The sequence below is a fragment of the Arthrobacter sp. LAPM80 genome (assembly GCF_046736435.1).
In the GTDB taxonomy this organism is placed as follows: domain Bacteria; phylum Actinomycetota; class Actinomycetes; order Actinomycetales; family Micrococcaceae; genus Specibacter.
On sequence record NZ_JBCHVD010000016.1, the window covers coordinates 27,527 to 44,290 of the forward strand.

Sequence of the window (16,764 nt, forward strand, 5' to 3'; positions counted from 1 at the left end):
GGCTACAGGGCCAGGGTGTGTTCCTGGGCCTCGCTGCCGTTCGCCGGTTCCACGTTCTCATCGAGGGGATCCTGGGCCTGCGTGCCGAGGTGGCCGCGCGTGAGCTTGTTCATGATGAGCGCGATCGCACCGTCACCGGTCACGTTCGTGGCAGTACCGAAGCTGTCGAGGGCGATGTACGCCGCAAACATGAGACCCACCTCGACCTCGCCGAAGCCGAGCATCTGCGCGAGCAGCCCCGCCGCTGCGGCGATCGCGCCGCCGGGGACGCCAGGGGCGGCGATCATCATGACGCCAAGCATCAGTATGAAGGGCAGGTAGGCGCTGAACGATACGTCGCCGCCGGTGAGCAGGAGCACCGCGATCGAGAAGCAGGTGATCTTCACCATTGAACCTGAGAGGTGAATCGTGGCGCACAGCGGAACAACGAAGCCCGCCACTGAGTCGGAGACGCCATTTCCCTTGGTCGAAGCAAGCGTTACGGGAATCGTTGCGGCCGAGGAGGATGTGCCCAGCGCCGTGAAGTAAGCATCGCGCATGTTCCACAGTGCCTTCAGTGGGTTGATCCCGTTCATTGCACCGGCAATTGAGTACTGCGCCAGCAGGACGACGAACGTCAGCGCGAAGGACACGAGCGCCACGAGCAGGAACTTCGTGACGATTGTCATGGCCGAACCGCTCGCCGAGAGGTCAAGGAAAATGCCGAAGATGAACAGCGGCAGCGCGGGCACAATGATGCGCCGGATCACTGATTCGATGATCGTGCGAAATTCGACGGCGCCGCGGAAGATCACCTTGCTGTGGAAGGCTGTGACGCCAATGCCGATCACGAACGCGAGCACGAGGGCGCTCATCACGCCGATCACCGGCGGAAGCACGATCTCAGTCGCCGATCCGCCTGCGGCGCCAACCACGGTAAGGAATGGGGTGAAGCCGGAGCCGGGACCTTCGCTGATGGAGGCCAGGCCGCCACCGGCAAGAGTCTGGGTGAACAGCCAGCGGCTCACGAAGTACGCGAGCAGGCCGGCGAGGATTGTCGAGCCATAGGCGATCAGGGCGGTGAGCCCGAGCCATTTTCCGGCGCCTTTGCCGAGCTCGGCGATGGCCGGCGTGACGAGCCCCAAGATGATCAGCGGCACAATAAAGCCGAGGAATCCGGAGAAGATCGAGTTGTAAGTCAGGAAGACCCCGCCGAGCCACGCGGGCATGATGGGGCCGGTGAGGATGCCCAGGATGATGGCCAGGACAATCCAGCCCAGCAGGGGGATCGACTTTAGTAGTTTCATTGTGGTCCTCGGGTCGACGATTTTGTCGCGCGCGGGGGTGGTGCGACGCGGCTGTGGCGCAGAACACGCCTCAGCAATAGTACGGGGTGTGGGCCAGAGCACGTAATCCGTCCCTCCCCCCGCCTCGTTGAGGTTGGAGATAATGACGCCTCACCGAGGGGTGAGTGGTCCGTTCCAGCCCTGGGCGTGGAGTGCTTCCTTCGCAAGGGCGACGACGGCCATGTCACCGTCGGCGTCCAACATGTCCTTGGTGATTCTCAGCTGCCGCCAGCCCAATCGCTTCATCAGTTTGTCCCGTGCCGAATCGATGTCCTGTTGGCGCCCGCTCAGGTGATGAGCGCCGTCGTACTCGATGGCGAGCTTCCACTGCGGGAACGCCAAATCCGGCCACGAGACGTAGTGTCCCTCGAGGTCCACCACCACGAAGTTGAGGGTCGCCACGGGCAGGCCGGCGCGTTCCAGGGCCAACCGGATCCTGGTTTCAGGCGGCGAGTCCGCACCGATGCGGATCAGCTCGGCAGCCTCCTTCGCCTTGACGATGCCGCGCCGGTGGAATTCATGGTTGACGGCTTCCTTGATGGCGGTGAGGGGCACGAGTGGCTCGCGTCGCGGCCCGAAAATCCGGTCGTGTTCGCACACCAGAAAATCGCCGGCCGCCACAAGATCGTCCAAATCCAGCATGGCGGCCAGATCCAACCACGTGCGCAGCGGCGATGTCACCGGCATGCCATTGAGCCTGACAACCTCACCTGCCTTGAACCGGGTGTGGTGCCCGGCCACCCCGGCGCGCCACGGTGGGCTCTTGACCGCGACCCGGGAGACATGGACGGCGAAACCACCGGCAAGCCACGGTGGCAGTGGAATTCCCCAGAGCATCGCCGCAGTGCTGTGGCTGGCAATCCCACCCGGGGTCACCTCAAGGATGGGGCGGATGCGGCATTCGAGATCCTGCTCAATTCCCCAGGGCACCCGGATTCCGCGGCTGGGTGTGTGAAGGTCCTTGCCGGTTGTCCGTCGGCGTTTGACGCCACACCCGTCGGATTCCCTCAAGGTGAAGGTTCGTCCACCGATCCATTCCGGCAAGGGCTGGGAATTGGTCATGAACAAAGTCTGACCGAAATTCAACAATGCCGTCCGGAGTTATCCACAGCCCCGTATCGTGGAGGCGTCATGATCTCCAACCTCAACGGGGGCGGGACCAGCTGTATTCGAGTTCGAGCCTGCCGGGGGAACCATGGCGCGGGGCCTTGCCGGCGGACCCCGTCTCGACCAGGTGGTCCAGGTACCGACGGGCCGTGACCCGGGACATGGCTAGCCCCGCGGCCACCTCCGTTGCCGAGGCGGGGCCAGGGTGTGTCCGCAGCCAGTCGGACACGGAACGGAGCGTCTCGGCCAGCATGCCCTTGGGGAGTGCAAGTTTTCCCGTGGGACGCAACTGCGACAAGGCCCTGTCAATCGCATCCTGGGAGGTCTGGGACCTGTCGGCAAGCACCGCGTTGTAGCTGCGGTAATTCTCCAGTTTCTCCCGAAAGGCGGCAAAGGCGAACGGCTTGATCAGGTACGCCGTTATGCCCAGGGCGACGGCTGATCGCACCACATGAACCTCCCGCACGGCAGTGATTGCCACGACGTCCGGCACCAGCCCCAGCCCGTGGATGCGTCGCAGCAGGTCCAATCCGTGGCCGTCGGTCAGGTTCATGTCCAGCAGGATCAAGTCGATGGATCCCATGGCGGGATCGTTAAGCACGGCCAGCGCCGCCCCCATGCCATTCGCCTCCGCCACAACCTCGAAGCCTTCCAGTCGCCGCACATAGGCGGCGTGGGCGGCCAGTGCTATCGGCTCATCGTCCACCACGAGCACACGGATTGGCGTGGATCCGCTCATGGTTTCCGCCCCGCCTCGGTGGAGGGGGCAAGCGGCACGACGGCGGTCATGACGGCGCCGCCGTCGTTCTCGCCTGAGATGGTGCCTCCCAGGGCAGCGGTGGCGCGCCTCATCAGGGCAACGCCGTAGCCGCGGCCGCCCGGGGCCGCCGATGTCTTGCCAGTGGTGCCGATCCTGCCCAGCACGTCCAGGTCTGTCGTGGGCAGGCCCGGGCCGTTGTCCGCGACCGTGATGGTCAGCTCCCCGTCGGCCACCAACAGGTCCACCCAGACAGTGGGGTCCTCACCGTGGCCGGCCGCGGCATCAATCGCGTTGTCCACGAGGTTGCCCAGCAGGGTCACGAGTTCGCGCGTATCCATAGTCTGCGGCGGCAGTGTGCCCGACGCCGTGAGTTCCAGCCGCACCCCGTGTTCATCCGCCTGGGCAAGCTTGCCCAGCAGCAGTGCGGCCAGAAAAGGCTCGTCCAGGGCCTCGACAAAGTCCCCGCCGAGCCGAAGGTTCTCGCCGTGTTCGGCCGTGGCAAAGTCCAAAGCCTCCCGGGGCCTGCCAAGTTCTATCAGCGAGATGATGGCGTGCAGCCTGTTCGCATGCTCGTGGGTCTGTGAACGCTGAGCCTCCACCAAGGTCTGCGTGCTGCTGAGACTGCCGGCCAGGGCCGTCAATTCGGTGTGGTCACGCAAGGTGGCCACAGTACCGGCAGGGGCATTGCTTCCGGGTGTCCAAGCCGGGCGCTGACTGACAACCAGGAGTCGGTCGCCGGCCACGTGGACCTCGTCGGTGGCGCTCCGCCCGCTTTGGAGCAGTTCTCGGAGCGAATCGGGCAGCCCCAGGGTGTCCAGACGCGGCTGCGCGGCCGTGGCTGCGCCCGGCTCCAATGTGCCTGACCCCGATGGGCTGACAGGATTTTCTCCGGGTGGGGGCGGCTTGATCCCCAGCAGCAGGGTGGCATGGTCGTTGTAGAGAACCATGGTTCCGTGCGTATCTACCAGCACCAAACCCTCACGCACTGAATGCAGCACCGATTCGTAGTAGGCGAACAGCTGGCCCAATTCTGCCGGCCCCCAGCCAAACGTCACACGCTTGAGGTACCTGCCCAGGGCCCACGCGGCCAGGGATCCAGCCAGCAAGAGGGCCGCGGCCAGACCGAGAACGGCTGGGAGACGGCTCGCCACGAGAACCTGGACGTTACTCACCGTCACGCCGGCGGCAATCATGCCCTGCACCGTCCCGGCAGAGTTCTTGATGGGCACAATGACACGTACCGAGGGGCCCAAGGTGCCAGCGGTGGTTTCAAAGTAGGTGTTCCCAGCCTGCGCCTGAACAATCGACCCTACATAGGGTTTGCCGATTTCCGCCGGATTCGGGTGGGTCCACCGCACACCGGAAGGATCCATGATGGTGATGAAATCGACGTGGGCATCGCGCATGACGGACTCGGCGTAGGGCTGCAGCGTTGTTGTCGGGTCCGGTTTCTGGGCGGCCGCAATGACGGCAGGGGAATCTGCAATTGCCGTGGCGACAGCAAGCATGCGCTGGCGGGTCTGCTCATAAGTGCGGGAGCCGGCGTCGGACACCATGTATGCGGCAAACCCTGCGGTCAGGAGCACCACAAAGAGCAGGTTGGCGACGAACAACCTGCGGGCAATACTCCAGCCGCGCCAAAACACTGTGAACCCTTTCATACGACCAATATGAACACAACGGTGAGATAAGTCACGCCGAGGGGCAATCTGGTGTGAGGCGGATCGCACGCCACCTACCAATGCTAATCACCAGCAACACAAGGAGTCACTATGAGCTCTCAAGGACGAGGGACCGTCAGCACTGCAAAGCCCGCGCGGCGCAGGATGGACAAGACCCATTGGCTCTATATTGCCGTCATCGCCGCCGTGGTCCTGGGTGCGGCGATCGGCCTGATGGCTCCTGAGCTGGGCAAGTCGCTCAAGCCTCTGGGTACCATGTTCATTGCACTGATCAAGATGGTTATTGCACCCATTATTTTCTGCACGCTGGTGATCGGTGTTGGCTCCATTGCCAAGGCGGCCACGGTTGGCAAGGTAGGCGGCCTGGCGCTGCTGTACTTCATGACCATGTCCACTGTTGCCCTGGCCATTGGGCTGCTGGTGGGAAACATCATCCACCCGGGCGCCGGTCTGCACCTGCAGCCGTACAAGGCCGGTGGAGGTACGGAAGAAAACGCCACGGTGAAGTTCCTGATGGAGATGATCCCCGCTGACATCCCCGTGCTGCCCACCCTGGTGCTGGCGCTCATGGTTGGCTTCGCCGTGCAGTCCCTCGGCAAGGCCGGGGAGCCCGTCCTCAACGGTGTCAAGCACATCCAAAAAGTGGTGTTCAAACTGATGACCATGATCATGTGGCTCGCGCCGGTAGGCGCCTTTGGTGCCATTGCCGCCGTCGTGGGGGCAACGGGTTGGGCCGCTATTGGTTCCATGGCCATCCTCATGGGCGCCTTCTACCTGACCTGCGCACTGTTCATTGTGGTGATCCTGGGGTCCCTCCTGCGCCTGGTAACCGGCCTGAACATCTTCACCCTGATGCGCTACCTGGGCCGTGAATACCTGCTGATTTTCGCAACATCCTCCTCCGAATCAGCCCTCCCGCGCCTGATGGCCAAGATGGAACACGCCGGCGTTTCCAAGCCTGTTGTAGGCATCACCGTCCCCACCGGCTACTCCTTCAACCTTGACGGCACCGCCATCTACTTGACCATGAGTGCATTGTTCATCTCCACGGCCATGGGCCTGCCGATGAATCTCGGCGAGCAGATTGGCTTGTTGGTCTTCATGGTAATTGCCTCCAAGGGTGCCGCCGGTGTCACAGGCGCCGGCCTGGCAACGCTGGCTGCCGGTCTGGCCGCCCACAAGCCGGTCTTGCTCGACGGCATGGGTGTGATCGTGGGCATCGACAAGTTCATGTCCGAGTGCCGCGCCCTGACCAACTTCACTGGCAACGCCGTAGCCACCTTGCTAATTGGCAAGTGGACCAAGGAGCTGGACATCGACAAGGCGCGCGAAGTCCTGGCAGGACGCGACCCCTTCGATGAGATCAACATGTCCGACGACGAGCACGGCACCCGGCCCTCCGCTGACGTTGACGGGGGAGCGCCCGGCAACAAGGCATCCGCGGATGTGAATCGCATTCCCGCAACAGTCTAGGCTTCCCCACCTCGTTGAGGTTGGAGATAATGACACCTCGAACCACTCCCGAGGCGTCATTATCTCCAACCTCAACGAGGTGGGCCTACTGCGCCGAACCGGCGGGCGGTGTGCCGAACAGGCCGCCGTCCTTGGCCGACTTCGGCTTGCGGACATGGGTGCCCCAGAGGAAGGCCAACCAGGTCAGTGTGAGCTGGGCGGGGAAAGCAATCAGGGGAACACCGCCGGAGATCAGGCAAATCAGCACGGGAAGCAGCACAATGAGCGTCAGGTCAGGACCAATCAGGAAGGACCTGATGGCGCCCGTGGGGATGGGGCCTGTGGGGGAGGCGACGGCTGGCATATTCCAGTCCGGGGTGGGCCTGAAGGCGGCGCGCAGGGTTGCCGCTCCCAGCCCGGGGCCGGCGAAGGTTGCCAGGATCAACAGGGCCGGGGAGCCAACCCCCAGGGCCAGCAGCAGCCCAAAACAGACGGGGGCCCACAACGTCATGACAGCCGCTGGAACCACGTAGTGGACCAGCCGTACAGTCTTGGCCGGCAGCGGCATGAGCATGTCAACTGCGGGGTTGCCTGCAGAGAATCGGGCAGTGGCACCCAATGCCATCGCAGAGAAATGGGCGCACAGGTACGCGGCCACCGCAATCAGGATGGCATTTCCCAGGAACTCAACCGACGCAAGCGACGCCGGAATGGCCGCGAACACCAGGACGCGCAGCAAGGTGGCGGGGGACCGCAGTGCCATCGTGGCGTGGGTGCTGATGAGCGTCTTGATGCTCCGGGCATGGGCCGTGCCTCTGGTGAAGACCAGCTTGAACCGCAGCTTGCTGCTGCTCGTCGACGGGCCGGTGCTGAGCGAGCGGGAGAGCTCGGTGGCATCCATGGAGAGCAGTGAGCTGGCGGCATAGGCGCCGGCCGCGGCACTCGCCTTCAACGCCTGCGTGGGGATGCGTTCAAGGTTCACGTACACCAGGGCAAGCAGCCCCAGCGCAAGGGCCACGACCAGCAGCGGCCAGGTTGCGCCCCCGGCCACAAGCAAGGGCCAGCTCGTGGGGAGGTATTGCATCCAGGCCGTCTGCTCGGCAGTGAGGGCCCCGGTCCCGGCGACATTGTTATACAGCGCCGTCGCGACGAGGGTCAGCGGGGCAATCACGGTGATGGCACCCATACCCTTCGTCAGCCACGCGCCGGATCCTGTGATCTGGCACCAGGACGCCAGGCCGTACAGCAGCCAGGCCAGCCCCGCGCCGCACAACGCGGCCAGCGCAATTCGCCCGGGCGTCGGATTTGCCGACATGCCAAGGGCCAAGGGGAGCACCACGATGATGGCAGCGATGGTCGGCCAGAGCATGGACTTCAGGAAGCCGGGCTGGATGAAACCACGACGGCGGACGGGCAGCCCCAGCCACCACGCGGTTTGCGGAAGCGTCATCGCAATGGGGCCCATGGTCATTTCAACCGACAGCAGGGCCGCGGCCAGCGTGAGCAGCACTGTGGCGCTTGCCTGTTGGAGTGTGACCGAGTGGAAGCCCGGCGCGACCGCATGGGCCAGCAGCGCCGATTCGTCGCCCACTCCGAGGCTGTGGCGCAGGGCGACAATGAGAGCCCCGGCCATTGTCAGCAGCGTCAGGCCGCCGAGGATGGAGGTGTAGACCTCAGATACGAGTTCCATGAGGCCGCCCTGGGTGCGGCTGAGGCCCGCCCTGAACGTGTACTGGCGGATTTCCCTTGCGCTGAAGCGCTGACTTGTCTGTATGGCCATGGCGCTAGTCCGCGTGCGGGTTCTCGGTGGCGATGGCCACGGCGGCCTGTTTGGGCGTCATGGCGTGGATGGTGTCGGCAATGAACAACGCCTTCGTCGCCACGGTTGAGAGGAACTCGGGGTCGTGGGTGACAAGCAGCAGGGCAAGTCCCGCATCCACCTCCGCCCGCAAACGCGTCGCCAGCTTGTGCCGCATGGAAGTGTCAAGGCGCTGCTCAGGCTCGTCGAGGACCAGAAGTGAACGCGGACGCACAAAAGCCGAAGCCAACAGCATGCGGCGCCGTTGACCCGAGGATAGGTTGTACGGCCTGGACTTGGCCTGCGCCGTCAGCCCGAAGAATTCAAGTTCGCCCTCAATGACCTCCTCCACGTCATGGACGCCGTGGCCTGCGGCAACAATGGCCAGGTGTTCCTCAACCGTCAAGGCCGGGAAGAAGGCGTCATCGTCAAAAACCACGGCAACTTCGCGGCGGAAGTCAAGGGTCCTGTCGTCAACTTCGGCGCCGTTGATCAGGGTCGTTCCGGAGACGGCCTCGAGCTGGCCGACAGCCGTCTTGACGACCGTTGACTTGCCCGCGCCGTTGGGACCCACCAGGGCCAGGGCCTGGCCGGCATGCAGGCTGAAGCTGACGACGCCGCAGACGGCCTTGCCGGAATAGCCCGCCTGCAACTTCTCTGCACGCACCACATCCTGGCGGCGTTCGGGCTTGCTGGGGGAGGGACTGGTTGCTTTGCTCATCACTTGGAAGTATAGGCTTGCTCGGGGCAGGGAAAGGCGGACCGGCACCCACCCAGGGAAACGTTAAGCTTCAGCTTGAGGGTCAAGGCTCAAAACCCGTCAGGGGGAAATGTTCAAAACATGCCCCGGGGAGCCGGTAACCTAGTAGATGGCAGTGGTGGGTTAATTAGCGGCGAAAGTGTGGACTGACAGGTGAGCAACGAGCAGGGTGCAACGGCACTCGCCGGCGAGGATGTACTGGGCCCCACCGGGCGTCCCCTGACGGAATTCCCCGAACCTCCGGTCCTTTCCTCCCATGGCCCGGCCCGCATCATTGCGATGGTGAACCAAAAGGGCGGCGTGGGAAAGACCACATCGACCATCAACTTAGGTGCCGCGCTGGCAGAAGCCGGCCGCAAGGTCCTGCTCGTTGACTTTGATCCCCAGGGCGCGCTGTCCGCAGGTCTTGGCACGAACCCTCACGAGCTGGACATCACCGTATACAACGTGCTGATGGACCGCAAGGTGGACATCCGCGACGCCATCATCCACACGGATGTTCAGAACATCGACATCCTCCCTGCCAACATCGACCTTTCGGCCGCTGAAGTCCAGCTCGTCAACGAGGTCGCCCGCGAGCAGGTCCTCGCCAGCGCGCTGCGCAAGGTTGAGGACGACTACGACGTCGTTCTCATCGACTGCCAGCCCTCCCTCGGCCTGCTCACTGTCAACGCGCTCACCGCCGCGCACGGCGTCATCATCCCCCTGATTTGCGAATTCTTCGCCCTGCGCGCGGTTGCCCTGCTGGTGGAGACCATCGACAAGGTGCAGGATCGCCTGAACCCTCGCCTGCAGGTCGACGGCGTGCTGGCCACCATGTACGACGCCCGAACCCTGCACGGCCGAGAGGTCCTGGCCCGCCTGGTTGAGGCCTTCGGCGACAAGGTTTTCGAGACGGTCATCAAGCGCACCATCAAGTTCGCCGACGCATCTGTGGCGGCTGAACCCATCACTTCCTACGCTGCAAACCACCAGGGCGCCGAGTCCTACCGCCGCCTGGCCAAGGAACTGATCGCACGGGGTGGCTCGCCCTAACTTGAGGTCACCACAAGAGGTCGCGGGGATCGCGGCGGATACACCCATGCCTGCCAGGCGCTTCGAAGTGCGACTGGAGAACTTCACGGGCCCCTTTGACCTGCTCCTGGGTCTGATTTCCAAGCATGAGATGGACATCACCGACGTGGCGATCGCCACTGTCACCGATGAATTCATCAGCTACTTGAAGGCCCTGCAGGACCTCGGGGAGCCCTGGGCGCTGGATGAGGCAAGTGAATTTCTTGTCCTTGCCGCAACGCTCCTTGACCTCAAGGCCGCTCGCCTCCTTCCCGCAGGGGAAGTGGAGAGCGAGGATGACCTGGCCCTTTTGGAGGCCCGGGACCTCCTGTTCGCTAGGCTTTTGCAATACAAGGCCTTCAAGGAGGTCGCAACCCTCATGGGCGGTGAACTTGACCGGGAGGCCCGGCGGTTCCCCCGCCAGGTCAGTCTGGAACCACACTTTGCCGCGCTTCTGCCCGAGCTTGTCTGGCGGCACACGCCCCAACAATTTGCCGACCTGGCCGCCAAGGCCATGGAGCCCAAGGAATCCCCTAGCTCCACTGTCGGCCTGGCCCACCTGCATGTCCAGCCTGTCAGCGTCAGGGAGCAGGCTGCCATTATTACCGCCATGCTGACAGCGGGAATGCCTGCCACGGAGGACCCGGCCATGGCCGGCTGGACCGCCACGCCGTGGTCCTTTGCCGCCCTGACCGCCGATGCGGAATCGTCCATGGAGGTCATTGCCCGCTTCCTTGCCCTGCTGGAATTGTTCAGGGACCAGATGGTCGCTTTTGACCAGCCCACCCCTCTGGGGGAGCTGACTGTGTGCTGGAGTGCAGGGGCCGGGCCGCGTGCGGCAAACGACAGTGACTTCGATGAATGTGAGGACGGGAGCGGGAATGACTGAGAACGCAGCACAGCCTGCCACGGAAGCCTCGGAACTTCTGGATTCGCGCGACAGCGTGCGGGCCGCCCTGGAGGCGGTCCTGATGGTTGTGGACGAGCCGGTGCCGGAGGAGCAGCTGGCCGCCGTCGTGGGCTTGCCCACAGCCCCGGTACGTGAGCTATTACACGAACTGGCAAGGGAGTACGACGGTTATACTAGGAAGGGTGACACTGTACCGGTCCGAGGCTTTGAACTCCGGGAACTTGCCGGAGGATGGCGTATTTATTCACGCGCAGCCTACGCCGAGATCGTGTCGCAGTTTGTTGTGGACGGCCAGACGGCCCGGCTCACGCAGGCGGCCTTGGAAACCTTGGCGGTGATTGCCTACCGCCAGCCGGTGACACGGGCCCGCGTTTCCGCCATTCGCGGAGTTAACGTGGACTCAGTGGCAAGGACTCTTGCGCAGCGCGGGCTGATTGAGGAAGTGGGCACCGATCCGGTGTCCGGGGCATTCCTGTACCGCACCACGGCGTACTTTTTAGAACGGCTTGGGATGGGGAGCGTTGACGAGTTGCCGCAAATTGCGCCGCACCTTCCCGGTCTGGAAAACCTCCAAGATTTTGATGATTCACACTTCTAGCATGACCACAACATTTAGTACTTTAAGGACAAACTCATGACACCGTCGCCCCGTTCCGGAAGCTCTTCCGGACAGAACCAGCCGCGTGGCGGCAAACCCCGCGCAGGCGCCCCCAAATCCGGTGGCTTCAAATCCGGCGCCCCCAAATCCGGCGGCTTTAAGTCAGGCGGCTTTAAGTCAGGTGCCCCGAAGTCCGGCGGCTTTAAGTCCGGCGGGCCCAGGACCGGATCCAACAACGACGAAATGAAGCCGGGCGCCCTCCGTGCAGCCGGTTACAAGACCGGTGGCCACAAGGACACCACCACCAAGTCCCGTGGCCCCCAGCCTGCCCGCAAGAAGCCCTCACAGTCAGGTGCCCGCCCGTTCAAGAACGAGCAGTACGGCCGCACTGTCACCCCGTCCAAGGCCCGGCCCACCGAGCAGAACCGCCGCCCGATGCGCACCACCGACGACATTGACATCCACAATGCCGAGGGTGTGCGTCTGCAGAAGGTCATGGCCATGGCAGGCGTTGCATCACGGCGCCTGTGCGAGGACATGATCCTTGAAGGCCGCGTCATGGTTGACGGCGTGACAGTGAACCAGCTGGGCCTGCGCGTCGATCCGGAAACCGCTGAGATTTCCGTTGACGGCATGACCATCCAGACCAACGACCACCTTGTCTACATGGTGTTCAACAAGCCCAACGGCGTTGTCTCCACGATGGATGACCCCGAGGGCCGCCCGTGCATCAGCGACTACCTCAAGAAGCGCCAGACTGCCGAGCGCCTCTTCCACGTTGGCCGTTTGGACAACAACACCGAGGGCCTGCTGCTCCTGACGAACGACGGCGAACTTGCCAACCGCCTGAGCCACCCCAAGTACGCCATCCCCAAGACGTACCTGGTCCAGGTTCGCGGCCCGATGGCCCAGGGCATTGGAGCCCAGCTCAAGGACGGCGTGGAACTCGAGGATGGCTGGGCAAAGGTTGACTCCTTCCGCCTCGTTGACTCGACCCCCGGCCACGTCCTTGCCGAAGTTGTTATCCACTCCGGGCGGAACCGCATTGTGCGCCGCATGTTCGAAGCAGTCGGATACCCGGTTGAGCGCCTTGTCCGCGTGAAGTTCGGCCCTATCGCTCTGGGAGACCAGCGTCAGGGCAGCATCCGTGTTCTGGGCCGTCACGAGGTCGGCTACCTGCTCGCAGACGTGGGGATGTAAGCAACGGATGAATCCTTCGCACTTGTTGGGGCCTGTGCTTGTTCTTGGCAGCGGTTTGCTGGGAGCCAGCATTGGCTTGGGTCTGCGCGCCCACGGCATTGACGTGATCGTCAGCGACCCCTCACCATCCGCCCAGGCCGTCGCCGTGGACATTGGCGCCGGGCGCGCCTTTGACGCGGCCGAATACCTGACCCCGGAACTGGTGGTCGTGGCTGCCCCGCCTGACGTGACCGCCCAGGTTGTGGCGGGTGCCCTCGCACGGTACCCGTCCGCCGTCGTGGTTGACATTGCAAGCGTAAAGGGTTCCGTCCTGGCCGAACTTCAAACCGTCGAGTCCCTTGCACCCACGGCGCTTGGGCGCTACGTCGGCACACATCCCATGGCCGGGCGTGAACGCTCGGGTCCCGTGGCTGCCCGGGGGCAACTCTTCAACTCCATGCCGTGGGTGCTGTGCCCGTCGGAAGCAAGCTCGGAACACGCCATCAAGGTGGCGCATTCGCTGGCGATCGACCTCGACGCCGTGGTGTTCCGTTTTGCCCCCGACGAGCACGATGAAGCCGTGGCGCTTGTGTCGCACCTGCCCCAGATCATGTCCTCGCTGGTGGCCAGTAGGCTGGCTGACACGCCCCAGCATGCGCTGTCCCTGGCCGGCAACGGGCTGCGTGACGTGACAAGGATTGCTGCCAGTGATCCCTCGCTGTGGGTGCAGATCCTCGGGGCCAACGCCCCTAAGGTACTGGAGATCATGCAGGGCGTCCGCACCGACCTTGACAGGCTGATCAACACGCTCAGCGCACCCACGGCGCCCGGTGCACGCCTGGATCTGGCCCAGCTCATCGCCGAAGGAAATGCTGGGCAGGGCCGGATTCCCGGCAAGCACGGCGGCCCGGCCCAGCAGTACTCGTGGCTTACCGTGCTCGTCGATGACAAGCCCGGCCAGATCGCGCTGCTGCTGACCGAGATCGGCGAGATTGGGGTCAACGTCGAGGACCTGCGCCTCGACCACTCTGCCGGACTGCAGGTGGGCATGGTTGAGCTTTCAGTGCTGCCCTCCCGGAGGGTGGCGCTGGTGGATGAATTGACTGTACGCGGTTGGAAGGTCTTGCAATGACAGAACATGAGCAGTTGCGCCAGGGCAAGCCCCTCGTTGTAGCCATCGACGGACCCTCCGGTTCGGGAAAATCAAGCGTCAGCAAGGCTGTCGCACAGCGCCTTGGCCTGGCATTTTTGGATACCGGCGCCATGTACCGCAGCGTGGCCTGGCACTGCCTGAACGGGCGCATCAACCTTGAAAACGCCGCGGCCGTCGAGGCAGCCGCACGCACCATTAAGCTTGAGCAGAGCATGGTCCCCGAGACCGAGCTGTTCAAGGTCAACGGTGTGAACGTTACCGACGCCATTCGCGAACCCGGGATTTCGGCGGCAGTCAGCGCCGTGGCCACCAACCTGGGCGCCCGCGCCGAACTGGTGCGCCGCCAGCGGGCGCTGATCGCCGAGCACAGGCACCGCATCGTCGTCGAGGGCCGGGACATCACCACCGTCGTGGCACCGAACGCCGAGGCCCGCCTGATCCTGACTGCCAGCGAGGAGGCGCGCCTGCGCCGTCGCGGCCTGCAGTTAGGTGGCACGCAGAGCGCCGAGCAGCTGGTGGAACAGGTGCTTGCCCGGGACGCCAAGGACTCGACTGTCGTTGACTTCCAGCGTGCGGCCGACGGTGTCTACACTGTTGACTCCTCCGAGCTGAACTTCGAGGAAACAGTTGTCGCCGTCATCGCCGTGGTCCGCAAGGCAGTCAATGCCGGTCCCGCTGCATGAGCAGCAGTGACCTGCTGGTGCTGACGGCGCCACCGCCGCGGTGGAAAACGCGTTGGAGCCGGCCGCTGGGGCGCATCCTTGACCATGTGGTGTACAAAACCACAGTTCTGGGACGTGAAAACGTCCCGGCGCAAGGCCCTGTCGTCTTTGCGGCCAACCACCTGAGCTACCTTGACGGCCCCGTCATGGTCGGCGCCGGCCCCCGCTACATGCATGTCATGGTCCGCCACGACATGTTCAAAGGCTTCCTGGGGCGGGTCTTGCACGCATCAGGCCAAATACCCGTCAACCGCGACGGCGACCGCGCAGCCCTGCAATTCGCCAAGGCGGTCCTTGACCGCGGCGACTGCGTGGGGATCCTGCCCGAAGGCACCCGGGGGACCGGGGACGCCGCGAGCATGAACAGCGGGGTCGCGTGGCTGGCGCTGAACTCCGGAGCCGCCGTCGTGCCTGTTGCCATCCTGGGCACCCGGCACAGCGGGGAACACCGCGACAAAATTCCGGCACCACGGCGAAGGCTGCATGTGGTGTTTGGGGAACCGTTGGCAATAACGCGCGAGCCGGGAGTTTCCGGCCGTGTTTCAATGGACAGAGCAACCGAACAAATCCGCCTGCGGCTGGCGGCACACATTGCCGCTTCGCAAGCCGCCACAGGGCAGGATTTGCCTGCGGATGATCACCTATCTTCAAAGCACAAAGGACAGCAACCATGAGCGACTCCAAGTCAACCACACCCGTCGGTGACGGTGAGTTTGGTCACCCGGAATACGTACCCTCCGGTACAGACCAGATCGCCGAGAGGCTCGCTGCCATCTCCGATGAGGACGCCGACGCCCGCGCGGCCGGCCTCCTTGCGGGCCTGGCCAGCTACGAGCTCGACGACGAGGATGCAGCACTGCTGTCCGGCGAGTTCGACGACGGATCCAGCTTCGACGCGCTGCGCCAGGACCCGGTGCTCGCCATTGTGGGACGGCCCAACGTTGGCAAGTCCACGCTGGTAAACCGTATCCTTGGCCGCCGCGAGGCAGTTGTCGAGGACACCCCCGGCGTCACCCGCGACCGCGTCCAGTACACGGCCGACTGGAACGGCCGCAACTTCACGCTGGTGGACACCGGCGGCTGGGAGCGCGACGCCCGCGGACTTGACCTCCGCGTGGCCGAGCAGGCCGAGATCGCCGTGGAAATGGCAGACGCCGTGCTCCTGGTCGTTGACGCCATCGTCGGCATCACCTCCTCCGACGAAGCGATCGTGCGCATGCTGCGCAAGGCCAAGAAGCCCGTCATCCTGGTCGGCAACAAGATCGATGACCTGGTCCAGGAAGCCGATGTTGCCACCCTCTGGGGCCTTGGCCTCGGCGAGCCGTACCCGGTTTCGGCCGTCCACGGCCGCGGTGTTGCAGACATGCTTGACCGCGTCATGGACGTCCTGCCGGAGTTCTCCGCCGTCGCCGGCGTTGAGCGCACGGGCGGCCCGCGCCGCATTGCCCTGATCGGGCGCCCCAACGTGGGCAAGTCGTCCCTGCTGAACAAGCTGGCCGGCACCGACCGCGTTGTAGTTGACAACGTGGCAGGCACCACCCGCGACCCCGTTGATGAACTCATCGAATTGGGCGACCGCACGTGGCGCTTCGTTGACACGGCAGGCATCCGCCGCCGCCAGCACATGGCACAAGGCGCCGACTTCTACGCCTCACTGCGCACCCAGGGTGCACTCGAGAAGGCCGAAGTTGCCGTTGTGCTGCTGGCCGTCGACGAGGTGCTGAGTGAGCAGGATGTGCGCATCCTGCAGCTCGCCATTGAATCGGGCCGTGCCCTGGTGCTCGCTTTCAACAAGTGGGACCTCCTTGACGACGAACGCCGCAAGTACCTTGAGCGCGAAATCGAGCAGGACCTGGCGCACGTCGAGTGGGCACCGCGTGTGAACATCTCGGCTAAGACCGGCTGGCACAAGGACAAGCTGGTTCCTGCCCTGGACCTGGCACTGGAAAACTGGGACCGTCGAATCCCCACGGGCCGCCTGAACGCGTTCCTAGGCGAACTCGTCTCCGAGCACCCGCACCCCGTGCGCGGTGGCAAGCAGCCCCGTATCCTCTTCGGCACCCAGGCCTCAAGCCGCCCGCCGAAGTTCGTTCTGTTCACCACCGGGTTCCTTGACCCCGGATACCGCCGTTTCATCACCCGCCGCCTGCGCGAAACCTTTGGTTTCGAGGGCACACCGATCGAGGTTGCCATGCGCGTGCGTGAAAAGCGGAGCCGGAAAAAGTAACGTGGCTCACAAAATATCCTGTTTGGTCTTACTCCTAA

The 16,764-nt window shown here is 64.1% G+C and carries 15 protein-coding genes; 9 read left to right on the forward strand and 6 right to left on the reverse strand.

What is annotated here, in order from left to right; all coding sequences use genetic code 11:
• Positions 1 to 2: 2 nt before the first annotated feature.
• The 4 genes from AAGW05_RS14640 to AAGW05_RS14655 all read right to left on the reverse strand — a co-directional run bounded on the left by AAGW05_RS14640 (position 3) and on the right by AAGW05_RS14655 (position 4,853).
• Positions 3 to 1,286 carry a dicarboxylate/amino acid:cation symporter gene (locus AAGW05_RS14640; RefSeq protein WP_411805289.1) on the reverse strand — a complete coding sequence of 428 codons (1,284 nt, stop codon included), beginning with the start codon at positions 1,284 to 1,286 and terminating at the stop codon, positions 3 to 5.
• Positions 1,287 to 1,436: 150 nt separating this feature from the next.
• Positions 1,437 to 2,387, reverse strand: coding sequence for an endonuclease domain-containing protein (locus tag AAGW05_RS14645; RefSeq protein ID WP_411805290.1), 951 nt, complete (start codon positions 2,385 to 2,387; stop codon positions 1,437 to 1,439).
• 82 nt (positions 2,388 to 2,469) lie between these two features.
• A complete protein-coding gene (locus tag AAGW05_RS14650; protein WP_411805291.1) occupies positions 2,470 to 3,171 on the reverse strand; it encodes a response regulator in 702 nt (233 codons plus the stop codon).
• A complete protein-coding gene (locus tag AAGW05_RS14655) occupies positions 3,168 to 4,853 on the reverse strand; it encodes an ATP-binding protein (protein ID WP_411805292.1) in 1,686 nt (561 codons plus the stop codon). Before AAGW05_RS14655 ends, AAGW05_RS14650 begins: the two co-directional genes overlap by 4 nt.
• A gap of 111 nt (positions 4,854 to 4,964) precedes the next feature.
• Here AAGW05_RS14655 and AAGW05_RS14660 point away from each other — a divergent pair, with 111 nt between their 5' ends.
• Positions 4,965 to 6,347 (forward strand): cation:dicarboxylate symporter family transporter, encoded by a 1,383-nt coding sequence (locus tag AAGW05_RS14660; protein WP_411805293.1) that lies wholly within the window; start codon positions 4,965 to 4,967, stop codon positions 6,345 to 6,347.
• An 85-nt stretch (positions 6,348 to 6,432) separates the two neighbouring features.
• Here the strand turns inward: AAGW05_RS14660 and AAGW05_RS14665 are convergent, their stop codons facing one another.
• Both AAGW05_RS14665 and AAGW05_RS14670 read right to left on the reverse strand, forming a co-directional pair.
• A complete protein-coding gene (locus AAGW05_RS14665; RefSeq protein ID WP_411805294.1) occupies positions 6,433 to 8,106 on the reverse strand; it encodes a DUF6297 family protein in 1,674 nt (557 codons plus the stop codon).
• Positions 8,107 to 8,110: 4 nt separating this feature from the next.
• A complete protein-coding gene (locus AAGW05_RS14670; RefSeq protein ID WP_411805295.1) occupies positions 8,111 to 8,845 on the reverse strand; it encodes an ATP-binding cassette domain-containing protein in 735 nt (244 codons plus the stop codon).
• A gap of 192 nt (positions 8,846 to 9,037) precedes the next feature.
• Here AAGW05_RS14670 and AAGW05_RS14675 point away from each other — a divergent pair, with 192 nt between their 5' ends.
• Genes AAGW05_RS14675 through der form a run of 8 tightly spaced genes read left to right on the forward strand, consistent with a single transcriptional unit; the run spans position 9,038 to position 16,726 of the window.
• Entirely contained in the window at positions 9,038 to 9,919 is an 882-nt protein-coding gene (locus tag AAGW05_RS14675; RefSeq protein ID WP_411805296.1) for a ParA family protein, read from the forward strand.
• 46 nt (positions 9,920 to 9,965) lie between these two features.
• Positions 9,966 to 10,826, forward strand: coding sequence for a segregation and condensation protein A (locus AAGW05_RS14680; protein WP_411805297.1), 861 nt, complete (start codon positions 9,966 to 9,968; stop codon positions 10,824 to 10,826).
• Positions 10,819 to 11,445 (forward strand): SMC-Scp complex subunit ScpB, encoded by a 627-nt coding sequence (scpB, locus tag AAGW05_RS14685; protein WP_411805298.1) that lies wholly within the window; start codon positions 10,819 to 10,821, stop codon positions 11,443 to 11,445. Before AAGW05_RS14680 ends, scpB begins: the two co-directional genes overlap by 8 nt.
• A gap of 36 nt (positions 11,446 to 11,481) precedes the next feature.
• Positions 11,482 to 12,645 (forward strand): pseudouridine synthase, encoded by a 1,164-nt coding sequence (locus AAGW05_RS14690; RefSeq protein WP_411805299.1) that lies wholly within the window; start codon positions 11,482 to 11,484, stop codon positions 12,643 to 12,645.
• A gap of 7 nt (positions 12,646 to 12,652) precedes the next feature.
• Entirely contained in the window at positions 12,653 to 13,756 is a 1,104-nt protein-coding gene (locus AAGW05_RS14695) for a prephenate dehydrogenase (protein ID WP_411805300.1), read from the forward strand.
• On the forward strand, positions 13,753 to 14,460 hold the full coding sequence (cmk, locus tag AAGW05_RS14700) for a (d)CMP kinase (protein ID WP_411805301.1): 708 nt from the start codon (positions 13,753 to 13,755) through the stop codon (positions 14,458 to 14,460). Before AAGW05_RS14695 ends, cmk begins: the two co-directional genes overlap by 4 nt.
• Positions 14,457 to 15,173, forward strand: a complete 717-nt coding sequence (locus tag AAGW05_RS14705; RefSeq protein WP_411805302.1) for a lysophospholipid acyltransferase family protein — start codon at positions 14,457 to 14,459, stop codon at positions 15,171 to 15,173. The genes cmk and AAGW05_RS14705 overlap by 4 nt, the downstream gene beginning before the upstream one ends.
• Positions 15,170 to 16,726, forward strand: coding sequence for a ribosome biogenesis GTPase Der (der, locus tag AAGW05_RS14710; RefSeq protein WP_411805303.1), 1,557 nt, complete (start codon positions 15,170 to 15,172; stop codon positions 16,724 to 16,726). Before AAGW05_RS14705 ends, der begins: the two co-directional genes overlap by 4 nt.
• The last annotated feature ends 38 nt before the right edge of the window (positions 16,727 to 16,764 follow it).